The following is a 25138-nucleotide window of genomic DNA, read 5'->3' on the forward strand; positions in this document are numbered from 1 at the left end:
GTGTCGGGATTTAATCATTTTAAAGGTAATAATATGAGCCAGTTAGAGCGTTTTTCATCTATTTATGCCAGAGCCAGTGAGCGCAAAGGCGGGGCTGCGGGACTCGAAGCCTTGTTGTCTGGTTGCCTGTCCGATGATGAAATTCGCCAGTATCGTGATGCTGAATTATTGTCAGCGATGAGCCGTCAGGTGTTTCAAAGTGGTTTTGTATGGCGGGTGGTTGTTAATAAATGGCCTGAATATGAGAAGTCATTCTTTGGGTTTGAACCGCATAAAGTGTTGATGTTATCCCCTGAACAAATTCAAGCGCGGGCGAGTGATGCGACGCTGATCCGCCATCTAAAAAAGACCCAAGCTATTTATGACAACGCCTTAATGATCCACGATGTTGCTCGCGAACATGGCAGCTTGGCACAGCTGATCGCGGCTTGGCCGACGCAGGATATTATCGGTTTGTGGGCACTGTTAAAGAAACGCGGTACCCGACTGGGCGGCAACACAGGTCCTTATTTTCTGCGCGGCATTGGTAAAGATACCTTTTTGTTAACCGATGATGTGCAAGGTTATTTTAAAGCGCACAAGTTAGTCGATGCGGGTTTTACGTCGCAGACAGCGCTTAAACAAGTACAAGCTGTTTTTAATCAGTGGCAACAGGAATCAGGGCGTTGTTTGGCCGACATCAGCCGTATTTTGGCTTGTAGCGTGGGGGATAATCGAATTTAGGATATTTAGATTTAGCATATGTAAGTGCAACATAAAAAAGACCAGCCGCGGGGCTGGTCAAGGCTCTATTAATCAAGCCACTGGAGTGCCGCAGGGAAGCAGCGGATGAGCGGGTAACGCGACGAACTACACTTAAAAACTTTTGCTGATGCCCACGACAAATCTGTCATCGAAAATTTCAGTCTGAGTGCCATAGACCTTGTGGTCGGTATCCACTGTGCTGCCGTGGTAACGGACATCAAAATTCAACCCGTAGAATACTTTGCTTAGACCTAAGTTCCAGTGTCCCCAACCTTCGGCACCTTCACCGCTCAAGTCTTGATAACCGACAGAGCCTGAGATTTTTACGCCATTATCGAAGTTGTAGCTTGGGTGCAAGGCGTAGTTCACGCCGTGCCAGCCATCAACACCAAACCAGTCATCGACTGTGGGTGTGACTTCTAATTGTAAATTGGCGCGGCCAAACTGTTTGCCCACTTTGAGCCAGAGTTCTGTGTAGTTTGAATAGGATGCACCTGGATAGAGGTATGAAAACAGCATCACATCATAGGTAAATCCTGAGTCGCCAAATTCACCGGCTTTGCCGATAAAAGGCGCGGTAACGATCTCTAAATTAGGATCGGCAAACTTGATGTTGGAGCTAAATACCCCAGCATACCAACCTTCATTGTGATTCCAGCTTAAGGTGCCTTGCACTACGGGGATATCGCCGTCTAAGGTTTCAGATTCACCGCGGAACACATAATCGGAGGCAAAGTTAACATTGGCATTAATCGTACCGCCAAAGAGCTGGTTGTCATCGGCCGCTTGAGCAGTCATAGCAAGGGAAAGTAACGCCCCACTGAGCAGAAATTTAGTGCGAGTCTTCATAATCATCATCTCAAAATTATTTCAAATTATTGGGAGTTGTTAGCGCACCATTATCGTAAAAATAACTTGTGAATAGCCGTGATGCTTGGAATGAACCAATCACGAAAATATGTGAATTAATATGAACAAATGCGTTTTTAAGCGAGGAATTTTTAGCTTTGTAAGCAATATTCGTCATTAAAGAAGTGTTAATTGTGGGAGTCTGAGTTTCATTTAATGGGGTATTAAACTGGATTTCGGGTTTGCTCCGCCTATGGCTAACCACTAAAATAACCCACTCAGTATAATTTGAGACGGTTACTTTTATTGTTGTGGGTTTGACTCAAGCCATTGGCGCCGTATTTCGGCCATATGTTTGAGGTAACAAACTGCACATTAATCCGCTAAATGATGTTTTTTACGCGCAGGCAGTCTGAAGCTAATTCCTTGTTTACTCTCTTTCGGTATTGTCAGTCTTGATAGGGTCGTTTTTAGCGACTTGATGCTGAGAGTGGCCTGAGTAAAAACAACAGCGCTGCGTTTTCGTCTCTATGTACAAATTATTGCAACAAGTGGCGGTTAAGCTAACGCTATTGAGCTGTGAGCCTTGGCCTACGGCAAGTTTAGAATATGAACAGATTTGCAACATATTCAATATGGAGTAGGCTTATTGGGTGTTTTACGGCATATCCCTCTAACAATGTTGCTCAAAGTTAACAGGCTTTTTAAATCGAATAACAATTCGATGAATATAGTAATGCCGAATGAGTGAAAATTTTCATTAGTTTACAATTTAGTTTCGTTATCTTCCTTGTTGATTCATATAGGCTATGAGATAAATAACGGATTTGATTTTAGTTACAATTACGGCTCGTGTCAGCGCAATAAGTGTACTGGTATGTGGGCAGTTAATATTTGAAGGAGTTCTCATGCGGCAGACAATTAAACTTGCCTCAGTTATAAGCGTGGCGTTATGGATGGCAGCTTGCAGCCCTCAAGAAGAGAAAGCTCAGGCGGGCGCTGGCCCACGTAGTATGGAAGTGGGAATCCTTAATGTTGTTGCCCAGCCACAAGTGATTCAGGTGGAATTACCCGGACGCAGTAAAGCTTTCCTCGAGGCCGAAGTTCGTCCACAGGTGAGCGGTATTATCACTAAGCGTAGTTTTGTTGAAGGTGGCAATGTGAAACAGGGTGAATCCTTGTATCAAATTGACTCTGCAACTTATAAAGCCGCGTTAGTGAGTGCCAATGCCGATTTAGCCAGAGCCAATGCGGGTTTAGCCTCAGCAAAAGCTAAGGCTGCACGTTATCAGCAACTGGTGAAAACCAATGCCATCAGTAAGCAAGAATTTGATGAAGCTGAAGCGGCATATAAAGAAGCATTAGCGAATGTCACCGTGGCAGAAGCTGCGATTAACACAGCTAAAATCAACCTGCAATACACTGAAGTATTAGCGCCTATCTCTGGTCGTATCGGTAAATCGAGTGTGACTGCGGGTGCATTAGTGACCGCGAACCAAAGCCAAACGCTGGCGACGATTCAACAACTTGATCCTATCAATGTGGATATCGCGCAATCGAGTGCGCAGTTGTTACGTCTTAAAGCTAAGTTGAAGCAAGGTAAGCTACAAGCTTCAGAAAATGCTGATGTGCAGCTGTTACTCGAAGATGGCACACAATATAGCCATCCAGGTAAGTTGCAGTTCGCCGAAGTGAGTGTGGACCCAAACACAGGTTCAGTCATTCTGCGCGCTGAGTTCCCGAACCCTGAAGGTATCTTGTTACCTGGTATGTATGTTCGCGCTATGTTGAATGCGGGTACTGATCCACAGGCTATCTTGGTTCCACAAAAAGCCATCACGCGTAACTCTAAGGGTCAAGCAGTGGCTATGGTTGTGAATGACCAAGGTGTCGTTGAATTGAAAATTGTGACGACCGCTGAAGTGATTGACAACCAATGGCGAGTCACTTCTGGTTTAGCTGTGGGCGATAAACTGATTGTGGAAGGATTGCAGAAAATTCGTCCAGGCGCTCCAGTAACCACCAAAGTTATTTCTGAAACGCAAGCACAATAGGGCATAGCTATGGCACGTTTTTTTATTGATCGCCCCATCTTTGCGTGGGTGATCGCCTTGATTATTATGCTGGCGGGGATCCTCTCGATCCGCTCGCTGCCAGTGTCTCAATATCCTAACATTGCACCACCGACCGTGGTGATCAGTGCTAACTATCCTGGCGCTTCCGCTAAGATTGTTGAAGATTCTGTGACTCAGGTGATTGAGCAACGTATGACGGGTATCGATCACCTCCGTTATATCTCCTCAACCAGTGACAGTTTTGGTAATGCGTCTATTACCTTAACCTTCAACGCCGAAGCCGATCCGGATATTGCACAGGTTCAAGTTCAGAACAAGTTACAGGGCGCTATGACCCTGTTACCGCAAGAAGTGCAGTCGCAAGGGGTTAACGTTAACAAGTCGAGTTCTGGCTTCTTAATGGTATTAGGCTTCGTATCGACCGACGGTTCGTTAGATAAAGGCGATATTGCCGACTATGTGGGTGCGAACATTCAAGATCCTATGAGCCGTGTTCCGGGCGTAGGTGAAATTCAGCTGTTCGGTGCCCAATACGCGATGCGTATATGGCTAGATCCGTTGAAGCTGACTCAATACAGCTTAACCAGCTTAGATGTTGTTGCGGCGATTCGTTCTCAAAACGCTCAAGTCTCCGCTGGACAGTTAGGTGGCGCGCCATCTGTGGCTGGCCAAGAGCTGAACGCGACCGTATCGGCGCAAAGCCGCTTACAAACGGCGGAAGAGTTTCGCAAGATTATCCTTAAATCGGATATTTCAGGTGCAAATGTCTTCCTCGGTGATGTGGCGCGAGTTGAGTTAGGTTCTGAAAGTTATGCCGTGGTGTCACTGTATAATGGTCAACCTGCAACAGGGTTAGCAATTAAGCTAGCAACGGGTGCTAACGCGCTGGATACCGCATCAGCGGTTCGTGAAAAAATTGCTGAGATGAAGCCTTTCTTCCCGCAGGGGTTAGAAGTGGTTTATCCATACGATACAACACCTTTCGTAGAGCAATCTATCGAAGGTGTGGTGCATACCTTGCTTGAAGCTATCGTACTTGTGTTCGTTATCATGTACCTCTTCCTGCAAAACTTCCGTGCAACCTTGATCCCGACTATTGCAGTGCCTGTGGTATTGCTGGGTACCTTTGCGATTCTATCGATGGCGGGTTTCTCGATTAACACCCTAACCATGTTCGCTATGGTGCTCGCCATCGGTTTGCTGGTGGACGATGCGATTGTGGTGGTGGAAAACGTCGAGCGGGTGATGTCCGAAGAGGGCTTAAGTCCACTCGAAGCGACGCGTAAGTCGATGGATCAAATTACCGGTGCCTTAGTCGGTATTGGTCTGACCCTATCTGCTGTGTTTGTACCTATGGCATTTATGTCAGGTTCAACGGGTGTGATTTACCGTCAGTTCTCTATCACTATCGTCTCTGCGATGGCGCTGTCTGTTCTGGTGGCGTTGATTTTAACGCCAGCACTGTGTGCGACTATGTTAAAGCCAGTCAAGAAGGGCCATGGTCACATAGAAACAGGCTTCTTCGGTTGGTTTAACCGTACTTTCGACAAGCTGACTAATCGTTATGAATCGAGCGTAGCTGGTATCATCAAGCGCAGCTTCAGAGTGATGACGATTTATGTTGTGCTGGTGATTGCAGTGGGTTGGATCTTCATCCGTATGCCTACCGCCTTCTTGCCAGACGAAGACCAAGGTATTTTGTTTACCCAAGCGATTTTGCCGACTAACTCAACCCAAGAAAGCACTCTAAAAGTATTGGAGAAAGTTTCTGATCACTTTATGGCTGAAGAAGGCGTGAGATCGGTATTTAGCGTGGCAGGCTTCAGTTTTGCGGGTCAAGGGCAAAACATGGGTATCGCCTTCGTTGGCTTGAAGGATTGGTCTGAACGTGAAGCGCCTGGCATGGACGTTAAGTCTATTGCGGGTCGCGCCATGGGTGTGTTCGGCCAGATGAAAGATGCCTTAGTCTTCGCCTTCGTACCGCCTGCGGTGATCGAGTTGGGTACGGCTAACGGTTTCGACATGTACTTGCAGGATAAGAACGGCCAAGGTCACGAGAAGTTAGTGGCGGCACGTAACCAACTGCTGGGCATGGCGGCACAGAATCCAAATCTGGTGGGCGTGCGTCCTAACGGTCAAGAAGATGCGCCGATTTATCAATTACATGTAGATCACGCTAAGTTAAGCGCATTAGGCATTGAAATCACTAATGTGAACAGTGTACTTGCCACTGCTTGGGGTGGTTCTTATGTGAACGACTTTATTGACCGCGGCCGCGTGAAGAAAGTGTATGTTCAAGGTGATGCCCAGTATCGTATGCAACCAGGAGACTTAGACTCTTGGTACGTGCGAAACAACAAGGGTGACATGGTGCCATTCTCTGCCTTTGCCACTGGTACATGGGAATTCGGTTCACCACGTCTAGAGCGCTTTAACGGCTTACCGTCGATGAACATTCAGGGTGCTACGGCTCCTGGGTTCAGTACCGGTGCGGCGATGGAAATCATGGAAGACCTTGCTAAGCAGCTTCCTCCTGGTTTTGGTGTTGAGTGGAACGGCTTATCGTACGAAGAGCGTTTATCGGGTAACCAAGCGCCTGCGCTGTATGCCCTGTCGATCTTAGTGGTGTTCCTCGTACTGGCGGCACTCTATGAGAGCTGGTCGGTGCCGTTTGCTGTTGTGCTGGTGGTGCCACTCGGGATCATCGGTGCCTTAGTTGCAATGAACGGTCGCGGCTTGCCAAACGACGTGTTCTTCCAAGTGGGGCTGTTAACCACAGTGGGCTTAGCAACCAAGAATGCCATCTTGATTGTGGAATTCGCGAAAGAGTTCTACGAGAAAGGTTCAGGCTTAGTCGAGGCGACCTTGCATGCGGTACGTGTGCGTTTGCGTCCTATTCTGATGACGTCTCTTGCCTTTGGTTTAGGTGTTGTGCCGTTAGCCATTAGCTCGGGTGTGGGTTCTGGTAGCCAAAACGCCATCGGTACTGCGGTACTTGGCGGTATGATGAGCTCGACTTTCCTAGGTATCTTCTTCGTACCATTATTCTTCGTGATAGTGGAGCGTATCTTCAGTAAGCGTGAGAAGAAAGGTAAGGAAGAGAAGCCAAGCTCAGCTGAGTAAGCTCAGTCGTTTCTAAACTAAAGCCCTGCAATTGCGGGGCTTTTTGTTATTTAAATGCTGTTAGTTATAAAGATGGATAGGCACTGTGCGCGAGTTCTGGCATATTGTGCTTAGGCCGTTAAGGGGACGAAACATGGATGATGCAGCATTGGAATTGCAAAAACTAGATGCACTACTTGCAAAGGGTAAGATGTACGTCATTTTAGTCTTTGGCGTATTTTTCTGGGGTATGTTGGTGTCCTTCATGGTCGCCTTAATCCATTATTTTATCTTGGGCGATCCATTCTGGGCGGAACTGCAAAGAGCGCTCTATATTTATCCCATTAGCGGCATTTTATTTGGTTGGTTTACGTGGGGGCAGATTCATCGTAAGCGAGATAAACTGCGCGCCCAATAGCATCAATAGTTCTGGTTAAGCTGAGTGTAGGGGTGACATGGTGTTTTCGTGGGGTAATCTTGCAACTAAGCAACTTATCGTGGGAATGATATGCCATAGCATAGCGCTGGCGTTTTTGGCCTATGGTGTATATGCGTTTTACTTGCCGGCGCTTGCTGTGCCCGAGTTAACCCGCTGCGTCGGTGCCGCCGTGTTATTTGTCGGCATGGGGTTAACCCCGCAGTTATTTTTTATGTCAGTGAGCCAAATAGTGTCGCAAGCTAAGGACACGCCAGAAAAATCCACACTGCAGACCTATGTGTTTAATCTAGGCATGTTTTTGCTCATTTGCAGTCTGTTGATGGAATGGTTATACGACTAAATCTACGGGTTTCAGTGGATCAACCCGATAAAGCAAGGGCGTCGACTTGATCATCGACGCCCTTTTTATTGAAATTAAGGCGTGTAGTAAGTCGCAGCGCCCGGCCCGACGGGCAGACCAAAACCAAATACCCACAGGAAGAAGAACGCTGTCCAACCCACGAAAAACACCAGGGTGTACGGCAGCATAGTGGCGATCAGCGTGCCTATACCGAGGTTTTTCTGGTAACGACAGGCGACCGCTAATATCAAACCGAAGTAGCTCATCATAGGCGTGACTAAGTTAGTCACTGAGTCTCCAATACGGTATGCCGCTTGAATTGTTTCGGGCGCATAACCGACCAGCATCAGCATAGGTACGAAAATCGGGGCGGTAATGGCCCACTGTGCCGAGGCGCTGCCGAGCATCAAGTTGATAAAGCCGCAAAGCATAATAAAGAACAGGAACACAATAGGGCCAGTCAAGCCTATAGATTGCAGCCCATCGGCCCCTAACACTGCGAGTACCGCACCTAAATTACTCCAGTTAAAGAAGGCGACAAACTGCGCGGCGAAGAAGACGAGGACGATATACATGCCCATAGTGCTCATGCTGTGGGACATGGCATTGATGACATCTTTATCATTTTTGATGCTGCCCACTATTTTGCCGTAAATAAAGCCCGGTATGGCAAAACAAATAAAGATGAAGGCGACTATACCCTTAAGGAAGGGCGAACCTGAGATAAGGCCAGTTTCTGGATGACGCAGCGGCGCACCTTCGGGGACGACTGAAAGCGCTAGGATAACGGCGAGCACTAACATAGATAACCCCGCCCATTTTAAGCCACGCTTTTCAATCTCACTAACGATCTCCATCGATTGCAGTACGGTTTCATCCGCATCATCACCTTGGTATTTGCCTAACTTAGGCTCGACGATTTTCTCGGTAACAAAGGCGCCGAGGAAAGTGATCACAAAGGTGGAAACAAACATGAAGTACCAGTTCACTTCTGGGCCGACGTTGTACTCAGGATCTATCATGCGCGCCGCAGCTTCGGTTATGCCCGATAATAAGGGATCGACAGTACCCAGTAACAAGTTAGCGCTATAGCCTCCTGAAACTCCTGCAAAAGCTGCCGCCAAACCCGCCAGAGGATGGCGACCTAGGGAGTGGAAAATCATCGCTGCCATAGGGATCAATACCACATAGCCAAGCTCGGCGGCCGTGTTGGACATAATGCCGGCAAAGACTATGGTCACAGTAACCAATCGCTTTGAGGCGCCCATGACTAAGGCGCGCATAGCGGCGGATAATAAGCCGGAACGTTCTGCAATCCCGACGCCGAGTAGTGCGACGAGCACAGTGCCAAGCGGCGTAAAGCCAGTAAAGTTAGTCACCAGATGCGAGACTATCATCCGCAAGCCTTCGGCGTTCATTAGGCTTACCACATGGATTAAACCATCGGCACTGCGGCCGTGGGAACCAATAGGTCTTGGGTCAACAACGGTCAGGCCAAAGTAACCCGCGATACCTGAAATGACGACCACAGCGACACAGAACAGCGCGAATAGGGTGATTGGGTGGGGGAGAAGATTACCTAAGCGTTCAACAATATTGAGAAAACGCACAAACCAACCACTGGCGCTGATATCGCCATGTTGTGGATCTGGCTCCGAGGCCTTTTTTGGGGGGATATCGCCGGAATTGAAACTCATCGTTCTTCCTTTATGTCGACCTTTGCGCAGCGCACTATCTTTGACCCTAGAACAGACGCGAGGCATTGCCGACGGCCGACTCTGGATAAGGTGGCTGAGGGGATGACTCTGGCAGCAAGTATTCTGGGGGAAAGCTAAGGTAAAAGTTAAAAAATTAGCCGGAAAGTATGATTGTTAAGTTTTAATTGAAACTTAAATGTTGCGATTGGCGGCGTGGAAGTGATGTGGGCAAAATGGGGATAAAAAAATGGACTCTCGAGGAGTCCAGTATTCACGAGCAAAATTGGATGCTCTAATGTTGTGCCAATACACTATAGACCTTGTTTGCTGTATCGGAGCTGAATATCGTTAAATTTATATTTTAATTGCGCTTTTTAATGTGCAGGATCACAATTTTCCGCCTAAAGAGGCGAGTTTTGCTGGTGGTTGAAGCTCCAGATAGCCACTTTCACCATTGCCAGCTCTGACCTGCGAATAATTTCATCGTCTTAACCTGTGCCATAGGTGAAATTTCCACTCATTTATGATTAGCTGTATCCTGTTAACAAGAATAAGAAACCTAAGGATGGAAGATGGAAAAATTGTTATTGGGATTAACGCTGATTTTTATCGTTACCTATCTTTGGTACGTCAGCCTAGTCAAAAAGCGCAATACTGCACTCGAGGCCCTGTCGGGTATCGATGTACAGCTAACCAAACGTGCCGATCTTGTGCCTAATATTCTAAAAATCGCCAAACGATTTATGGATCATGAAAAGTCGCTGCTCACAGAAATCACCGAATTACGCACTCAGCTCAGCCATAATTACAACAAGGCCGATCCGAGTGCCGTTAAAGAGCATTTAGTTCAGGCTGAGCGGTTGAATGACAAAATGGGCGCCTTGATGGTGAATGTGGAGAACTATCCCGAGCTCAAGTCCGACAACACTATGTTGCAGGCGATGCAGACCTATAACGAGGTCGAAGCGCATATCTCTGCAGCGAGGCGTTTCTATAACTCGGCAGTGTCAGAGCTTAATACTGCGGTTGAAATCTTCCCAGGCTCGATTATCGCTTCTATGGCGAGTATTAAAGTGATGCCATTCTATGAGGTGAGCGAAGCGGCAAAAGCGCCCGTAGATGCGGCCGAATACTTGTAAGCTTAGTTACGCAGGGTGAGTTATCACCCTGCAATACTATGATATCAATATGAATATTCTCACCTTTATTTTAGGTAGCCCGATTCGGACTTATCGGGGTCATGTTGGTTTGTCTGCGGATTTGGATGAACTTCCTCAACTCGAAGCGTATTACGAAGAACACCTAGCCCCCATTAGTCGTAAATATGAAACTAAGCGCGTGGCCTGTCTTAAGGCGGCGCGTAAACGTTTATATTTGAGTTTGATGATAGTACTTGGGCTGACCTTACTCACTGTGATTGGCTATTACCGCGGCGTTGCTTATTTCCCGCCTTTACCCTTGCTTGCTTTAGTTGGGTTGAGCTGGTGGAGCTTTGCGCCGACTCGAGATTTTAAACATCTGGTTCAGCGGGATATTTATCCACTGATGTTTAAATATTTCGGTGATGATTTTGTTTATAGCCGCGAAATGCGCCTCGATATGAATCGACTCGTTGCGGCTAAAGTATTGCCGCAATACGACAAAGTGAGCTTCGGTGACTATATTCAAGGCCGCTATAAAGGCGTTGAGTTGACGGTCAATGAACTCACCCTGACCCAGAATGTGCAAGTCGAAGAACTGGATGCCAGTACCCATAGGCGCAGAACTGTTACCCGCACCGAAACCCAGTTTAGTGGCTTAGTGGTTGAACTGAGTAGCCATAAAGCGTTTATGGGCCACACTGTGGTGCTGAGGGATCGCGGTGGTTTAGCGAACTTCCTGTCCGACAGCCATGCCGGACTGGTGCGAGTGAAACTTGAAGATCCGCAATTCGAAAAAGAGTTCGATGTGTTTTCAACGGATCAAGTAGAGTCTCGCTATTTGCTCAATACGGCATTTATGGAGCGCTTACAGGAACTTGCCAAGCATTTTGGTGGAAATATTCAATGCGCTTTCTTTCGCAACAAGTTGATTATGTTCCTGCCAAATCGCAGAACGCGTTTTCAAATGCAGTCCATTTTTAATGGCGCGACCTTTTCAGCAGAATTTTAGTCAGATAAACCGAGAGATGAAGCAACTCTTTGCTATTATTGAAGTACTTAAACTTAATCAGCACACGGGACTTTGATGTTGCTCACTCGCTCAGCACCGACTCGTACACAAATGGCAGCGGCCTTTTTATCGCCTCGCCGCCTTGCCGTGTTGGGTCTGTGTTTATGGCTGATATCGAGTCTGATGACGAGTATAAAAGCGGAGGAGGCGAGCGTTAAAGCTAAGCCGCGTATCGTTGCCAGATATTCAGAGAGCGGCATAGTCAGCCGTGAAGGCTTAGAAAAACTCAAGATTTATCAATACCAACAAGCCAATGGTGTCACTGTATTTACCGACAAAGCCCCTGCCAATAACCCATATCAAATTCTGTTGTATGACTGTTTTGCCTGTCGCCCCGACTCGACTATAGATTGGAATGGTATCCGTTTATTTACCGCCAATTACGATGCCCTGATCACCCGTGCTGCCCATAAACATCAACTCGACCCCGCCTTGATCCGCGCCGTGATCCACGCAGAATCAGCCTTCAATGCGCGAGCATTGTCGCGTACTGGCGCGATGGGATTGATGCAATTAATGCCTGAAACGGCTAAAGAAATGGGTGTGGCAAACGCGTTTTTACCCGAAGAAAATATCTTAGGTGGCAGTAAGTATCTGGCGCAAATGCTCAAACAGTTTAACGGGGATGTGGCCTTGGCCTGCGCGGCCTACAATGCGGGGCCAACAACTGTGGTGCAGTACAATGGCATTCCGCCCTATCCTGAAACCCAAGCCTATGTTGAGCGGGTGAAAATTCTATTAAAGCGTTATCGCGAGCAGAAGGGCGTTTAGCTGTAGGCTTTGTGAACTTAAATCAAGCGGCGAAAACCTGAGATCATCGCCGCCATTTGAGTAGAAGGTTATTCGCCGACTTCCCATTTTACTGTGATATTACCGTCCGCTTGTCCGAGCGTCTTACCTAAGTAATCCATTAATTCGGTTGCGATTTCATCTAACTGCCAAGGCGGATTGATGATCCATAACCCTGCCGCTGTCATGCCAAACTCATCCGAATCGGGTTTAATCGCCTGCTCAATTCTTAGCTGACGTTTAATACCACTGCTGGCGAGGCGCGATAACATGCCTTCGGTCTGAGCGCGATTTACCACTGGATACCAAAGCATAAACACGCCCGTAGCAAAACGTTTATGCGCTTTGATCAGGGTTTCGGCTACATCTTGATAGTCGGTTTTCATCTCGTAGCTAGGATCGACGAGCACTAGAGCGCGGCGCTCTAAGGGTGGCACTGCGGCGATAAGGCCTTTTAAGCCATCGCCTTTGATCACTTTTACTTGTCTGTCTTCGCAGAAATAATCGTCCAGCAACACATAATCAGTGCTGTGCAGCTCGTGCAGCACCATGCGATCTTTAGGCCCCAATTCCATGTCTATAATGGCAGGCGAACCTGGGTAGAAGTTGAGTTCGTCAGGATTTTCTTCATTAAAATGACGCACGGCGGCGACATAGTCCTGCAGCGATTGCGGCAGATCAGTTTTATCCCAAAGCTTAGCTACACCTTCGAGGTATTCACCGGTTTTTTGTGCAAATTCATCGCTTAAAGCATAACCACCTGCACCCGCATGGGTATCGATATACACGAGTGGTTTGTCTTTCTTGTGCATCAGCTGCAAGGTTTGAAGCAAGATGGCGTGTTTCAACACATCGGCATAATTGCCAGCGTGATAACCATGGCGGTAACTTAACATGGGGGATCCTAGTAATTTGCAAACAAAGCAAAGAGAGGCAAATGCCTGACGCCAATTATACCTGCGATGCTTGTAGGCGTAAATTTAATGCCTCAGTTGGCGCTCTTTTTATTGGCGAACCAGTGTGTGGGCGTTTGCATTTGAAAGGTTTTCAGCCATAGATTCGCGGGTGCGGGTTTACCGAATAGATAGCCTTGAAATTGTTCACATCCTAACGCCGTGAGTTGCAATAACTGGGCTTCGGTTTCGATACCTTCGGCTATGACGTTGAGTTTTAAGCTCTTGGCTAACAGGATGGCGGCGTTGACAATTTGGGTATGGCGTTCACTAATGCCCATTTGACTGACAAAGCAGCGGTCGATTTTTATCGTGTCGGCACTGATATCAATGAGTTGGCTTAATGACGCATGGCCAGTGCCAAAATCGTCAATGGCGATAGACACTCCCATGCGAGCTAAGGTGTTTAGGCGTCGGCCCGTTTCTTTATGGGTTGAAAATACTGAGGTTTCAGTGATTTCAATTTCTAATAATGGGATGAGTTCGGGGTGATTCATATAGGTTTGGATCAATACTTTAAAGAAGCGATCCGACAAAATATCCTGCCCAGATAAGTTGAAGGCTATCCTGACCAGAGGCACATTTTTCGGCCAAGAACGGATCAGTTGTAGTAATTGCCTGAAGACTTTTATCGCAAAAATTGCCTGTAATTGGGATGACTCTATGATAGGGATAAACGTGTTCGGCATAATCATAGTGCCGTCTTCATCGAACATTCTTGCCAGCGCTTCAAAGCTAATAATGTGGCCATCGGCCCTTACTTTAGGCTGTAGCCACATTTCCAGACGATTATGTTTCAATGCGTCGCGAATTTTAGCTTTTTGCGATGAGGCTTCGAGAAGATTATTAATCAAACCAATGTAATACACCATGACTGGGCTAGCTTGGGTTGTTTGTTTAATGGCAATTAAACACTGCTCTGCGGCTTGCTGCGGTGAGGCTTTATTACCCGAACTGCAACCGACTCGGCACTCGAGATGATATTCAATCTGTTGTTCTTGTTTGAGCTGCAGGTTTGTTGGAATACGCTCGCGTAATTGTAGTGCGAGGTTTTCGGGGGAGATCAGCGGCAGGCTGGTAAACTCAAGCGCAAACGAGGCTCCCCTAAACCGGTATATTTTTGCGTGATGCCCAAAGCGATTTTTGAGTTCGGTCGCAAAGGCTTTTAGGATGGCATCCCCGACGCTGATACCGAATGCCGCATTGATTTGACTCAGATTATCAATTTTGACTAAGGCGACTGTCATATCCAAATGGATCGTGCTTGGGGCTGGGTTATACCAGTGATTCTCGTTGGGTAATCCGGTCACTAAATCATAGAAATGTGTGCTGATATGATGCTTTTTAAGTCGGCTTAGTTCAATCGCATGGTTTGCCTGTTCTGTGACATCGTGGCAGTGAAACAACAAAGTGTCATGGTGCTCTAATGAGGCTTTCTGCAGCAGATATTTAGCGTCGTTGTTTTTCTTTAAATGGGTCGGAAACGCGGCCGCCAGTAAATTTATGCTGGTATCTTCGGTAAGTTCAAAAATGTCACATAGGCGAGTGCGGTTTAGTGTGACCTCTCCGGCGATTTCTTTCGCCGCATTATTCAGGTTGAGGATCACGCCGTCCTCGTTGCAGAAGAAGGAAGCGGTACCATTATTTTCAAAGATTTCAGCATATTGATCTAAGGTACGTTGCAGATCATTTTGATGCTGGATCATTTGCTGCGCATGGACTTTCTGGGTTTTTAGCAGGCGCATCGCCGACAAGGGAATACAGATATTAAAAAAGACAAACAGCAAGCCATTCAGATAAGCGTGGGTCGCAGGCAGACTGATATCAATATCAATAATCGGGGGAATATTTTGGTTACGCAGCAGCAGTAAAAAAGGCAATACATTAAAAAACATCATGATAACGGCCACTTTTCTGCCAAATAGAAAAAGCGCCATTAAGGGCAAGGTATATAAGAAGGTAATCCCTGCCTGGGATAAGTTAAAGTCTGGGACAAACAAGAGTATAGAAATACAGGCGGCAATGACCATAGCAAGCAGGCTAATTGAGCTGGCGAGTAAATATTTGCGTGTAAACCATAAAGTTAAGAAGAGTACGGTTAAAAAACTGACCGTAATGCTGATAATGAAAGCGAGGTTTAACTGATACGCAATTAAAGAGCTATGCAGCACTATGCTAGCGGTCAACATCGCGCCACTGAGCAGAATAATCCGCAATAAGCTGGTTTTTAATATTGTTCTATCAGGATTTAAAAAGTCTCGATCCCTAATAAACAAAAAACCTTTCAGCCATTGAAGCAAAAAGAGTCCTTATCCCATACGGAAGTCACGCAGGTTGAATGGGGATATAACATATAACATAAATCACTTAATTGTTATACAAATAGATTACTATCTTTATAAATCAGTGCATTACAGTGTGATGCTTGTTTGAATCTTTAAGGGTGCACTGCGACAAATTGACTAAGACAGTGATGAGTTTGCTGATGTGATTTGCTGACTGGCATATTCATAAACCAGATTTTTAGGCATAATGGCCATCATTTTCGTTGGTTAGAAGACAGCCTGTGACCCCGATTTTTTTCAATCAGCAATACCCAACACTTGTGGATATTTGTGCACGTTGGCAACTCGTCTACGATGCGAATGCGACCTTCGAATTGCGTTTTGAATCAGATACTTTATCACTGCATAAACGCGATGAGCCTAAGCTCGATGGCATAGTGGTGGACTTTGTGACTGGCGCCGTCGCCCATAGACGTAAGTTCGGTGGTGGTCGCGGCCAATCCATCGCTAAAGCCGTGGGATTAAAGCAAGGGGTAATGCCAAGTGTGGTTGATGGCACTGCAGGTTTAGGACGCGATGCCTTCGTGCTAGCAAGCCTTGGTTGCACTGTAACTATGGTTGAACGTCATCCTGTGGTTGCGGCATTGCTTGAAGATGGTCTGCGCCGCGCCTATCAAGATGCTGAAATCGGTGACTGGATGCGTGAGCGGATGCGCCTGTTCCATGGTTCGAGCCTCGAAGCCCTATCGAAATTGGCACAAGAGGTGGATGTGGTGTACCTCGACCCTATGTATCCCCACCGCGATAAGTCGGCCCTCGTTAAAAAGGAAATGCGTGTATTCCAATCCTTAGTCGGTGCCGATTTAGACGCCGATGGCTTACTCGCCCCTGCTTTGGCTTTAGCAACGAAACGTGTCGTCGTTAAGCGCCCAGACTACGCCGAAGATTTGGACGGGGTTAAGCCAAATACTGTTATCGAAACTAAGAAAAACCGTTTCGATGTCTACGTAAAAGCCGCGATGAAATAGGGTTTATACCTATTTACATGATTGCTCAGACAAACAAGCAAGGCACTCATTAAATATGATAACTAGGTCGATAAGTTTGTCCGCAGGATGTTCTATTTCACGGCGCAGCTTAACGTAAGAAAAACTGCACTGGCACAACAAGTTCTAACGTCTCGTTTGGCATTGCATCGGGTATGGCAGGTAAGGGCTGGGCTCGCTCCAACATTTTTAGTGCTTCTGCATCTAATGTTTGATAGCCCGAACTTTGCTCAATTCGACTCGCGCTGACTCTGCCTTGGCGATCCAACACAAAATACAGCATTACAGTGCCTTGCTGACGTCGATTACGTGCGGTACGCGGATATTCCTTATGTTGCTCTAACCAAGCTAATAAAGTCGCAGTGTAGTCTTGGGTATCGCCAAGCAAACCTCCTCCAGTCATGTTATCGCCGCTAGCCGCCTTATTCTGTTCTGCGGAATGGCCTTCACCACTTTGACTTACTTCGTTGGTCGACGCTGCTAACGCTGTCGGCGATGGGGTTTCGGTTGGACTGCTATGCTGCTCATCCACTTCGGACTGAGTTGTTCGCTCATGTTGAGGCGTTGGCGCTATGGGTTTAGGTTTGGTACTTAGTGTGGGAGTTGCTTTCTTTGTTATGGGTGGCAGTCGTGCTGGTTTATCGACTTGCTCTTTAATGGGCTCAGATTTTTGCTCAGCTACTGGCGCCGTCGTTTGTGGCAGAGCACTCGCTGCGCTACCTGCAGGCCCTAAGGAAATTTCAATCCCTCCGTTGCCAACCGCTTTAGCCTGACCCGTGGGCGTTATTACTGCTGGTGACCAAAACACTGCAGCCGTTAAGGCGATGTGCAAAAAAGCCGCTAACAGCAAAGCTATGCAGCATTGCGCTATGTTCGGCGCGAACTCTTGGTCTGTCATTTGGCCCCCAGCTCAGTTAATAAACGCAGCTTTTTAACACCTACGCCATACAAGGCTTGGGTAAAATGCACGAGCTGGTTTCCCGATAACTCACCATCAACTTTTAGCGTGACTTGGGTTTCTGGCTCGGCGGACAGCAGCATATCGATGCGTGCTAACAGTTCTGCTTCCGTAATCGGTTCATTATCGAGTGCGAGCTTGTTTTCACGGCTTATTAGGATGAGCACTGCATCCGGTTCATCTACGCCATCACTTTGCGAGACCGGTGGAGTGACATCAAACGGCGCTGTCACTGAAAGGCTACCTGCGATCATAAAAAAGATTAACAGCAAGAACACCACATTAATCAGCGGCAAAATACGTTCTTCGGTTTGGTCTGGCCGACGTTCAGGAAAATGCATTAGTGGCTGTTCTCCATATTATTGCCGTCCGCTTTCGTCGCAGGTGCGGGTTGCCAATTGGAGTCTTCTACCAGTGTTAGCGGCGCAATCCCTGCGGCATTAAGTGCATCCAATACCTGTACTAACCTTTGTACTGGAGTATCCGCCTGCGGCTGTAGGCTCACCATTTGGCTTGCAGGCTGGCGCCCTTGTGCTTTTTGCTGTAATGCTTCCAGTGTGATCGTTTCGCCGTTTAGTTGCAGTTGGTCTGCGCTAATTTGTACTAAAAATGGCGCTTGCTCAGCGGGAGCGGGGCTACCTGCCGTGCTGGTATCGAGCGCCACAGTGCGCCAGTCTAGAAAACTGGAAGACAGCATAAAAAACACCAATAGGATAAACACCACATCAATGAGTGGCGTTAAGCTAATCACAGCTTTACGTTTTGAAGGATGAGCCGTGAGTCTTGGTCGTTGACTAAAGGGCGCTTGCATGGCGTGCCTGTTTGTTACTGGCTGTGAGTGGTGTAACCACTGTGTTTGGTGCTTGATAAGTGCTGGCCGCTGATAACTCTGGGGTAAACAGTTGCGTCACTAAGTTATCCATTTCATGTGCGAGGTGATCGACGCGGCGCTCCAGATAGTTCAGCAATGCCACCACTGGGATTGCGACACACAAGCCGACCGCTGTGGTTAGCAAGGCTTCCCAGATTCCGCCCGATAGAATCGCCGGATTCACTTTATTACCCGCCGCTTGGAGTTGTTGGAAGGCTGCTATCATACCCATTACCGTGCCCAGTAATCCCAGTAGTGGTGATAATGAACCTATGACCTCTAGTGGGCGCAATCCGCGTCTTAACTGAAATAGCGCATTACAGCCATAACGCAGTACTTCTTCACGCACTAAAGATTCAGGTAGTTGGCGTGTGATGCCACGAATCGCTTGTGCCATTGCCTGTGCTGTGGGATTGCGGCTTACTGCAGCAAGCTGTAATGCTTCTTCCTGCTTGCCTTGTTGCCATAGTGCCAATGCCTGCCTTGCGGGTTTACGTTGCCATAGTCCGGCTCGCTGAAACTGGATAAGTTTCATCAGCACAATCGTCATCGCAACCAATGACATCAACACCAATATCACCACTACAGTGCCGCCCGTCTCCAGCAGCGCGAGGGCATCGTTCCACCAAGTCGATGTTGCTAACATATCTGTAGCGGAAGCTTCCTCCGTTGGCGGTTGCACACCTGAAACTACCGTTTCAGGTACTGAAGACAATTGCTCAATGGCATGAGTCTCAGTGTTGAGCGGTAACGTGGCTTGGCTGTTATCGGCACTGGCATTTTCCTGCGCCCAGCTGGCGAGTGGCACAGCAAGTAATACCAATGAGAGTAAAACGGCTTTCAATATCATCAATTTTATCAACCTTTAACTTGATTCATTTTATGGTTCACTCGCCCTGTATCTGGGTAAGTGAAGGAGAATAATTTACCTGCAGGCCGTAACCAGCGAGGTCGCCAAGCTAAGGTTAAGGCGATGGCAAGTGCAGCCATGCCAATCATTGTTATCCAAAGCAGGCTGCCAAAGCTGACACCGTCGCGCACCAGCGACAGTGCTAAAGATATGCTTAGCATCAAGATGCCTAGGCAGCGCAGGGTCAACACCACCCTTTGAGTGGGTAGCGCCTTATCGAAAACAACGCGCCAATGCCGTACTTGGCTCAGGGCGAACAAAGCAAAGCTGAGGTAGGCCGTGCTAAATATGGCGACTAACAGCAGGTCTTTAGGCATTAATCCTCTCCTTTTAACATCTAACTCTCACGGATAACGGATAGTTTCCGCGCTGCGTAAATGGCCATCACAGCACTAGTAACAAGCACTAAGTCTAGGGTCGCAACGGGCCAATAGGTATGGGTGAATAGGGTCTTAAGCAGATGGTCGCCTGTGGTTATCCAGTTCAGTCCCACAGCTGCGATAGCAATCAGAGCAATCGCCCTGCATTGTTCTGCCCAAGCCTTTCGGTAACCATGCTGTTTGTTCAAAAATACTCTGATCAACGCATGAAGTAAGCAAGCTAGCCAGACACCAAAGAAGGCATATACCTCTAAATCGCGGCTGGAGATACCGGCAAATTGTTCTCTATTATTGAGCAAGCGATTGACCACTAAAAAAGCCCCGGTCGCAGAAATAATGCCAGTGATCGCAGCGATGTTATGTGCATTCATAAAAGACACATTGAAGCCAGTGCTGCCTTGCTTTTGGTTACGTGCCTGAGTCCAATGCAGTAGGCCAGTGGCGATTAACGCGCAAGCACCCAGCCCTGCGATAAAATAAAGCCAGCGCAGTGGCCAGTGTTTAAATTTGATGTAATGCATACCAGCAATAAAGTTAAATACATTGGTCGTCGAGGATGAGTTGAAATGTGCTAGTTCCTCTCCAGTGGCGGTAGAAAATCTCCTATTATCAATATTCTGAGATACGCTGTTATCGCCATTTAGCCTGAGTGCGACGACGCCACCTGCATCTCCAGGATTGCTAACCCGAATCATATAGACAGCCCCTTGACCTAGTTCGCTTTCGGTCGCCGCAATCATAGGATCAATTGCGGCAACATTGGCGGGTTGGCCTATTGCTTGTGGTCTAACACGCCCCTGTGATTCGGCGATAAAACGGCTCCGTGCAGGACTATTGCGTGAGCCTTCTCTGGCATCGGTAATTTCGTCTTCATTTTCACTGCTAACATCTTGCTCACGTTTGCGTGAAGCTTCTCTTACTTTGGATTTGGGTCGTTCCTGCGTCACGGATGCTGGGTTAAGCTGTGCGAAAACGGCATCGGGCGCCTTGGGGAAATAGATCAAGTGCGCAATCATTAGCCCAGACAAGGTGATGACGATAGTGAAAGGCAGCAGCACAACGCCTGTGAGGTTATGAATATCGAGATTGGCTCTGCTAAAGCCACGAAGCAGCCTAAGGGTAAAGAAATCGGCAAATATTCTACGGTGTATGACTATGCCGGAAATTAACAGGCAAAGCATACCCATGCTCGCAATACCAACCAGTAGGGCGCCAATGTTGTTTTGGCGTAAGGTTAAATTATGATGGAAGGGGTAAATAAAGTTACTCGCTCCTCGGGTGTTTGGAGCCGGAAGCGGTTCGAGCGTGATCGGGTGGAAACTATTTCGCTGTGCTATGTGTGACTTTGCAGAATCATAAGCCAATGTCAAAAAAGGTCTGCGCTCAGCGGGTAGCACTATAGTCCAAGCTTTTGCCCCCTCAGCTCGCTCTGCCAGTAAAGGTATGATCTCGCGGTCTACCGATAATGGCCTTGCAGTATCCATGTGTATTCGAGTGTGTGGCATCATCCAGCGATCGATTTCTTTATCGAATACTGACAGCGTGCCGGTCCAGAAAATGGCGAACAGCAAGCCGCTTAATATCAATCCTGCCCAAGTGTGCAAGAGACTCATCCGAGTACGGAATCCATCTTTCATGCTAATGCTCCAATTATCCAAGCCATGAAGATACTAAAACCCGTCAGGCTGCTTACGTTCAGCCAAGTTCGCAGGACGCCGTTACGGGAAAATGCCCACAATAGAATCAGCACTAAGTAGATAAACCCCAGCATACTGGTGACGACCACGGCATCCGTCCATGGCATACCCATGTGGTAAAGCAGAGCTCCTGTTGTATTAACAAGTTGGCCACTGGATAAATAGCACAATAAACAGATGGCGATTGAGTGTGCCAGCATCCCAGTGGTGAACAGCCATTTGCTAATGGCGCTTTGATTGCCGCGCTTCGCTTGATGGGACAATCGTGAGTCTTTTTTGAGCATGATATGTAGGTTCATATTCAGAATTGCGTCTTAACGCTAACGAAATAGCTACGTCCGCGCTCTGAATAGCGGTAGGCCCCAGTATCGTTATTCACTTTAAATCGCGTAGCGTCGGTGATGTTGTCTATCCCGACGTTGAAGCTAATAAAGCGGTTCAGCGAATAGTTCAGACCTGCGTCCAGCGTGATCAAATCCTTGTCACTCTTATCGACCGTGTTGCGTTCGAAGCTGACTCGGGTAATTTCGCCCTCATAATTACCTCTCAGGAATGCCGAGAGTGCATCTGTAGGTTGGTAGTCGAGCGTAATTGAGCCGTTATGATTTGGGATACCGACGAGTGAATTTCCGTCCAGCAATGCCAAGGTGTCACCGAAAGGGCGTGGACCCGCGGGGGTATTGATGATCACGTTGTCTGCGTCAATTCGTGAATCGGTATAGGTGTAACTCGCTTTGAGCGCCAAGGTATCAGTTATGTCCCAGTGACCTTCAAGTTCGACACCGCGGATCTGTGCTCCCTTGGCATTTAGCCAAGTGGCCCAAGCTGGGCAGTCTTTGGTGCCAACGTCACCTGAAATGCAATAGGCTGGAATATATCCACCGTTACCATCGTCGAAATAGAAGGTGTTGGTGTTGAGGATTTTGTTGGAAAAGTCATTGAAAAATAGCGTTGCGCCGATATTTAGCGTGTCATCTTTAGTGTAAAGCGCGCCGATTTCATAATTCGTGCTTTGTTCTGGCTCTAAGTCGGGATTACCAACAATGACAAACTGACTCGTACTGCCGCCGCGTTGAGAGCCTGTGGTGTTATCAATCTGGTCAATCTTCGGGCTCTTGTAGCCAGTGGCTATGCCCCCTTTGAAAGTCCAGTGATCGTTATGATTGAAAACAAGATATGCTCTAGGTGAGACATGATGACCAAAGAATTCGTTATCCGTTAGTCGCGCACCAAGGGTGAGATAAAGTTTCTCTGTGAGCAGTTCCCATTCGTCTTCTGCAAAAATACTGATATCACTGACAGAGCGGGTACCAAAGCTTCGGGGAGTACCATTACCTAAATCACCGTTAGTCAGTTTGTCGTTAGTCCATTGACCACCGAAAGTCAGAGTATGGCTATCCACACCTGTGATGAAGCGCGCATCGCCGACTTTGTTTGTTGATCCTGTAGTGAAATCAGCTGCAGCAGGATAAGTCAGTCTTTCATAATCTTCTTCATAGTATTTCAGTTCTAGTTCGCCAAGATCGAACAAGGCATTGTAGGCAATGCTCCATGCATCTCGGGTCCATTCGCGGTCAATACTTCCTCTGGCTGTGGTGAGTAGAACTCCACCAGGATTGCCAATGTAGCGCTGACTCGCCTTTGAGTAGTCGAGGATAAACTCGTGGTCGCGATTAGGCGTGATCCGCAGCTTACCGCCTAGGGTTCGCTTAGTGGATTCCTGATATCCACCGTAATATTTGTCTTCGTCCTGTACGGCTTGATTTCCCCAAATGGAAGCACCAAGTAGATCTTTAACCAGCGGCCCCGAAATATAGATATCCTGTTGGTTTTGATTCCCCATAGCGCTGCTGTCTGGCACGCGCAAACTATAGCCCGCGCTAGCACTCCAATGTTCGGGTGTTTTCTTGGTGATGATATTGATGATGCCGCCCATTGCATCGCTACCGTAGAGAGAACTCATAGGTCCACGAACCACTTCGACGCGCTCAATCGACGCAACGGGAGGGATAAAATTGCTATCGAGATCTTCGTTGTTCAATCCTCGCGGATTTCCCGTGTCCGAGCGTACCCGCTTGCCGTCAACGAGCACTAACGTATAACCCTTCTCCATACCGCGGATGGATATTCCGCTCTGTGCGCCAGAGCCAATAACATTGACTCCGGGAATTTCCCGCGCGATATCTTGTAGTGAATTAAATTTGCGTTGCTCTAGATCCTTGCCTGAAAGCACACTAATGCTCGCTGGCGCATTTTTGATATCCTGTTCATAACCCGCAGCGCTGATAACCGTTATGGGTGCCAACACTATTGCAGCGGTCGCCTTGCCGAGAATATATTGCCCCTCAAAGCGCGATGTGACCTGTAAACCCGTCCCCGCCAGTATCTTTTGCAAGCCTGCTTCAATCGAGTATTGTCCCTCTAGCCCTAAGCTAGTTTTACCCCGAGTGAGTGCTGAAGATATCGACAGATCAATATTCGCGGCTAGAGCAAAGCTGTTGAGTACAGCATCGAGCGTGCCCGCCTTAATCTGATAATCTTGTAGCTTGTTGATTTGTTTGGCATCTACATCGACAGTTTGAGCCAGTGATGGCTGTGGTGCTGTAATGCTTAAGATGACGGTGAAACTCAGGCCCATAAGGGACAAGTAGTTAGCGCGGTATTTTTTTGGTCGCGAACGGCCAAATTCAACGGAATGCATAGAGAGTCCCAAGGGGGAAAGTTAATAGGTTCTATCTACTATTCCGAACGAGATCGCAAAACCCGTAAAACTTTTGAAAATAATTTTCAGCGTTAAGGTTTTAGCGGGCTGGGATCACTTTGACCCAGTAAGCGGTGCGATATTGCAGCTCTACTGACAGGCTGCTTGCAAGGCTTTGTAGGGCAAGGTCGGTATCCTGCAGAGAAAATACGCCGCTGATGGTCAAATTGGCCACAGCACTATCGTATAGCGTGAAGCCGGGTCGATAGCGGCCGATCTCCTCGACAAAATCTGCTACCCGCATCCCTTCTGCCACTAGCTTGCCATGGCGCCAACTTATCGCTGCGTTTTGTAGCGGTTCAGGAGGCGCAATCATTGTCTTATCAAACCGAGTTTGTTGGCCTGCATCTACTCGTTGTGGCTTACCACCACTGGCAGCATAAGCTTCTACTGCGCCGTCGATTACGGCTACACGGGCATAGTGTTCGTATTGGCGGATGCAGAACTCAGTACCTAACGCGATTAGTTGGCCAAAGTGGGTGGTGACTAAGAATTGGCGACGGGGAGATTCATGACCCGTTTTGATCAAAATCTCTCCTTGATGGAGTTGTATTTGCCGTTTCTCGGCGGAGAAATCCACATCCACTGCAGTATCTATGTTTAGTGTTAAGCGGGTGCCATCTTCAAGAGTAAAGGTGCGAGTTTCGTTTGCGCCGGTGCGGTATTGAGCCTGCAGACTCCGGCCAAGTCGAGTCTGTGACGCGCCAAGCCAAGTCGCGGTGACGCCAATCCCTGCCAGCGCTAAAACATTGAGGAAACGCCGACGTGATACGACGGACTGGCTAACTTTTTCAAGCACTTGGATGCCTGTACCCTTAGGTAAGGAGGCGAACTTGCCAGTGATCTGGCACATGCGTTGCCATGCTTGTTCGTGAAGTGAGCTTTGGTCACGCCATTGTTGGCAGTTAATACTATCCTGCTCGGTAGCGTCATCCGCCAACAGACGTGCCATCCAGCCAGCAGCAGCTTCAATGGCATCGCAGTTGTTTTCCTGCCCGATATTCTCGGCCCCGGATTGATTGGCAGGCATG

21 protein-coding genes and 1 pseudogene are annotated in these 25138 nt (G+C 47.7%); 9 read left to right on the forward strand and 13 right to left on the reverse strand.

Annotation, left to right across the window (positions count from 1 at the left end; genetic code table 11):
• The first annotated feature begins 33 nt into the window (after positions 1-33).
• On the forward strand, positions 34-723 hold the full coding sequence (locus AC5YB3_RS12285) for a DNA-3-methyladenine glycosylase I (RefSeq protein ID WP_006084667.1): 690 nt from the start codon (positions 34-36) through the stop codon (positions 721-723).
• A gap of 132 nt (positions 724-855) precedes the next feature.
• Here AC5YB3_RS12285 and AC5YB3_RS12290 read toward each other — a convergent pair whose 3' ends face one another.
• Positions 856-1602 carry a TorF family putative porin gene (locus tag AC5YB3_RS12290; protein WP_011845425.1) on the reverse strand — a complete coding sequence of 249 codons (747 nt, stop codon included), beginning with the start codon at positions 1600-1602 and terminating at the stop codon, positions 856-858.
• A gap of 899 nt (positions 1603-2501) precedes the next feature.
• On the opposite strand from AC5YB3_RS12290, the gene AC5YB3_RS12295 reads away from it, so the two are divergent.
• From AC5YB3_RS12295 to AC5YB3_RS12310, 4 genes are all read left to right on the forward strand, one after another.
• Positions 2502-3647 carry an efflux RND transporter periplasmic adaptor subunit gene (locus AC5YB3_RS12295; protein ID WP_494525406.1) on the forward strand — a complete coding sequence of 382 codons (1146 nt, stop codon included), beginning with the start codon at positions 2502-2504 and terminating at the stop codon, positions 3645-3647.
• Between the two features lie 9 nt (positions 3648-3656).
• The gene (locus AC5YB3_RS12300) at positions 3657-6791 is read left to right on the forward strand and encodes an efflux RND transporter permease subunit (RefSeq protein WP_259577578.1); all 3135 of its coding nucleotides are present in this window, start codon (positions 3657-3659) and stop codon (positions 6789-6791) included.
• 133 nt (positions 6792-6924) lie between these two features.
• Positions 6925-7188, forward strand: coding sequence for a hypothetical protein (locus AC5YB3_RS12305; RefSeq protein WP_494525407.1), 264 nt, complete (start codon positions 6925-6927; stop codon positions 7186-7188).
• Between the two features lie 37 nt (positions 7189-7225).
• Positions 7226-7549, forward strand: coding sequence for a hypothetical protein (locus AC5YB3_RS12310; protein WP_006079453.1), 324 nt, complete (start codon positions 7226-7228; stop codon positions 7547-7549).
• A 74-nt stretch (positions 7550-7623) separates the two neighbouring features.
• Here AC5YB3_RS12310 and AC5YB3_RS12315 read toward each other — a convergent pair whose 3' ends face one another.
• The gene (locus AC5YB3_RS12315) at positions 7624-9246 is read right to left on the reverse strand and encodes an AbgT family transporter (protein WP_494525408.1); all 1623 of its coding nucleotides are present in this window, start codon (positions 9244-9246) and stop codon (positions 7624-7626) included.
• 572 nt (positions 9247-9818) lie between these two features.
• Between AC5YB3_RS12315 and AC5YB3_RS12320 the strand changes: the two genes are divergently transcribed.
• The 3 genes and pseudogenes from AC5YB3_RS12320 (at position 9819) to AC5YB3_RS12330 (ending at position 12228) form a co-directional block, all read left to right on the forward strand.
• Entirely contained in the window at positions 9819-10385 is a 567-nt protein-coding gene (locus AC5YB3_RS12320) for a LemA family protein (RefSeq protein ID WP_006079455.1), read from the forward strand.
• Between the two features lie 49 nt (positions 10386-10434).
• Positions 10435-11473 (forward strand): annotated as a pseudogene (locus AC5YB3_RS12325) (DUF3137 domain-containing protein).
• Positions 11473-12228, forward strand: a complete 756-nt coding sequence (locus AC5YB3_RS12330; RefSeq protein WP_259582098.1) for a lytic transglycosylase domain-containing protein — start codon at positions 11473-11475, stop codon at positions 12226-12228. Before AC5YB3_RS12325 ends, AC5YB3_RS12330 begins: the two are co-directional and overlap by 1 nt.
• A 68-nt stretch (positions 12229-12296) precedes the next feature.
• On the opposite strand, the gene AC5YB3_RS12335 is transcribed toward AC5YB3_RS12330, so the two are convergent.
• Entirely contained in the window at positions 12297-13142 is an 846-nt protein-coding gene (locus AC5YB3_RS12335; RefSeq protein WP_006079458.1) for a 23S rRNA (adenine(2030)-N(6))-methyltransferase RlmJ, read from the reverse strand.
• Positions 13143-13234: 92 nt separating this feature from the next.
• Positions 13235-15499: an EAL domain-containing protein gene (locus tag AC5YB3_RS12340; RefSeq protein ID WP_494525409.1), complete on the reverse strand. Its 2265-nt coding sequence runs from the start codon at positions 15497-15499 to the stop codon at positions 13235-13237.
• 266 nt (positions 15500-15765) lie between these two features.
• On the opposite strand from AC5YB3_RS12340, the gene AC5YB3_RS12345 reads away from it, so the two are divergent.
• On the forward strand, positions 15766-16512 hold the full coding sequence (locus tag AC5YB3_RS12345) for a class I SAM-dependent methyltransferase (RefSeq protein ID WP_006079459.1): 747 nt from the start codon (positions 15766-15768) through the stop codon (positions 16510-16512).
• A gap of 109 nt (positions 16513-16621) precedes the next feature.
• Here the strand turns inward: AC5YB3_RS12345 and AC5YB3_RS12350 are convergent, their stop codons facing one another.
• From AC5YB3_RS12350 to AC5YB3_RS12390, 9 genes are all read right to left on the reverse strand, one after another.
• A complete protein-coding gene (locus AC5YB3_RS12350) occupies positions 16622-17428 on the reverse strand; it encodes a TonB family protein (protein WP_494525410.1) in 807 nt (268 codons plus the stop codon).
• Positions 17425-17829 carry an ExbD/TolR family protein gene (locus tag AC5YB3_RS12355; protein ID WP_014620481.1) on the reverse strand — a complete coding sequence of 135 codons (405 nt, stop codon included), beginning with the start codon at positions 17827-17829 and terminating at the stop codon, positions 17425-17427. Before AC5YB3_RS12355 ends, AC5YB3_RS12350 begins: the two co-directional genes overlap by 4 nt.
• The gene (locus tag AC5YB3_RS12360; RefSeq protein ID WP_006079463.1) at positions 17829-18299 is read right to left on the reverse strand and encodes an ExbD/TolR family protein; all 471 of its coding nucleotides are present in this window, start codon (positions 18297-18299) and stop codon (positions 17829-17831) included. The genes AC5YB3_RS12355 and AC5YB3_RS12360 overlap by 1 nt, the downstream gene beginning before the upstream one ends.
• On the reverse strand, positions 18283-19209 hold the full coding sequence (locus AC5YB3_RS12365) for a MotA/TolQ/ExbB proton channel family protein (RefSeq protein WP_494527184.1): 927 nt from the start codon (positions 19207-19209) through the stop codon (positions 18283-18285). Before AC5YB3_RS12365 ends, AC5YB3_RS12360 begins: the two co-directional genes overlap by 17 nt.
• Positions 19210-19217: 8 nt before the next feature.
• Positions 19218-19586, reverse strand: a complete 369-nt coding sequence (locus AC5YB3_RS12370; RefSeq protein WP_126493241.1) for a DUF3325 domain-containing protein — start codon at positions 19584-19586, stop codon at positions 19218-19220.
• Positions 19587-19606: 20 nt separating this feature from the next.
• Positions 19607-21286 carry a PepSY-associated TM helix domain-containing protein gene (locus tag AC5YB3_RS12375; RefSeq protein ID WP_126493239.1) on the reverse strand — a complete coding sequence of 560 codons (1680 nt, stop codon included), beginning with the start codon at positions 21284-21286 and terminating at the stop codon, positions 19607-19609.
• On the reverse strand, positions 21283-21645 hold the full coding sequence (locus AC5YB3_RS12380) for a hypothetical protein (protein ID WP_494525411.1): 363 nt from the start codon (positions 21643-21645) through the stop codon (positions 21283-21285). Before AC5YB3_RS12380 ends, AC5YB3_RS12375 begins: the two co-directional genes overlap by 4 nt.
• 2 nt (positions 21646-21647) lie before the next feature.
• On the reverse strand, positions 21648-24047 hold the full coding sequence (locus tag AC5YB3_RS12385) for a TonB-dependent receptor domain-containing protein (protein ID WP_494525412.1): 2400 nt from the start codon (positions 24045-24047) through the stop codon (positions 21648-21650).
• Between the two features lie 100 nt (positions 24048-24147).
• The gene (locus AC5YB3_RS12390) at positions 24148-25137 is read right to left on the reverse strand and encodes a FecR domain-containing protein (RefSeq protein ID WP_494525413.1); all 990 of its coding nucleotides are present in this window, start codon (positions 25135-25137) and stop codon (positions 24148-24150) included.
• Position 25138: the final 1 nt, after the last annotated feature.

The organism is Shewanella sp. 1311 (genome assembly GCF_059338235.1).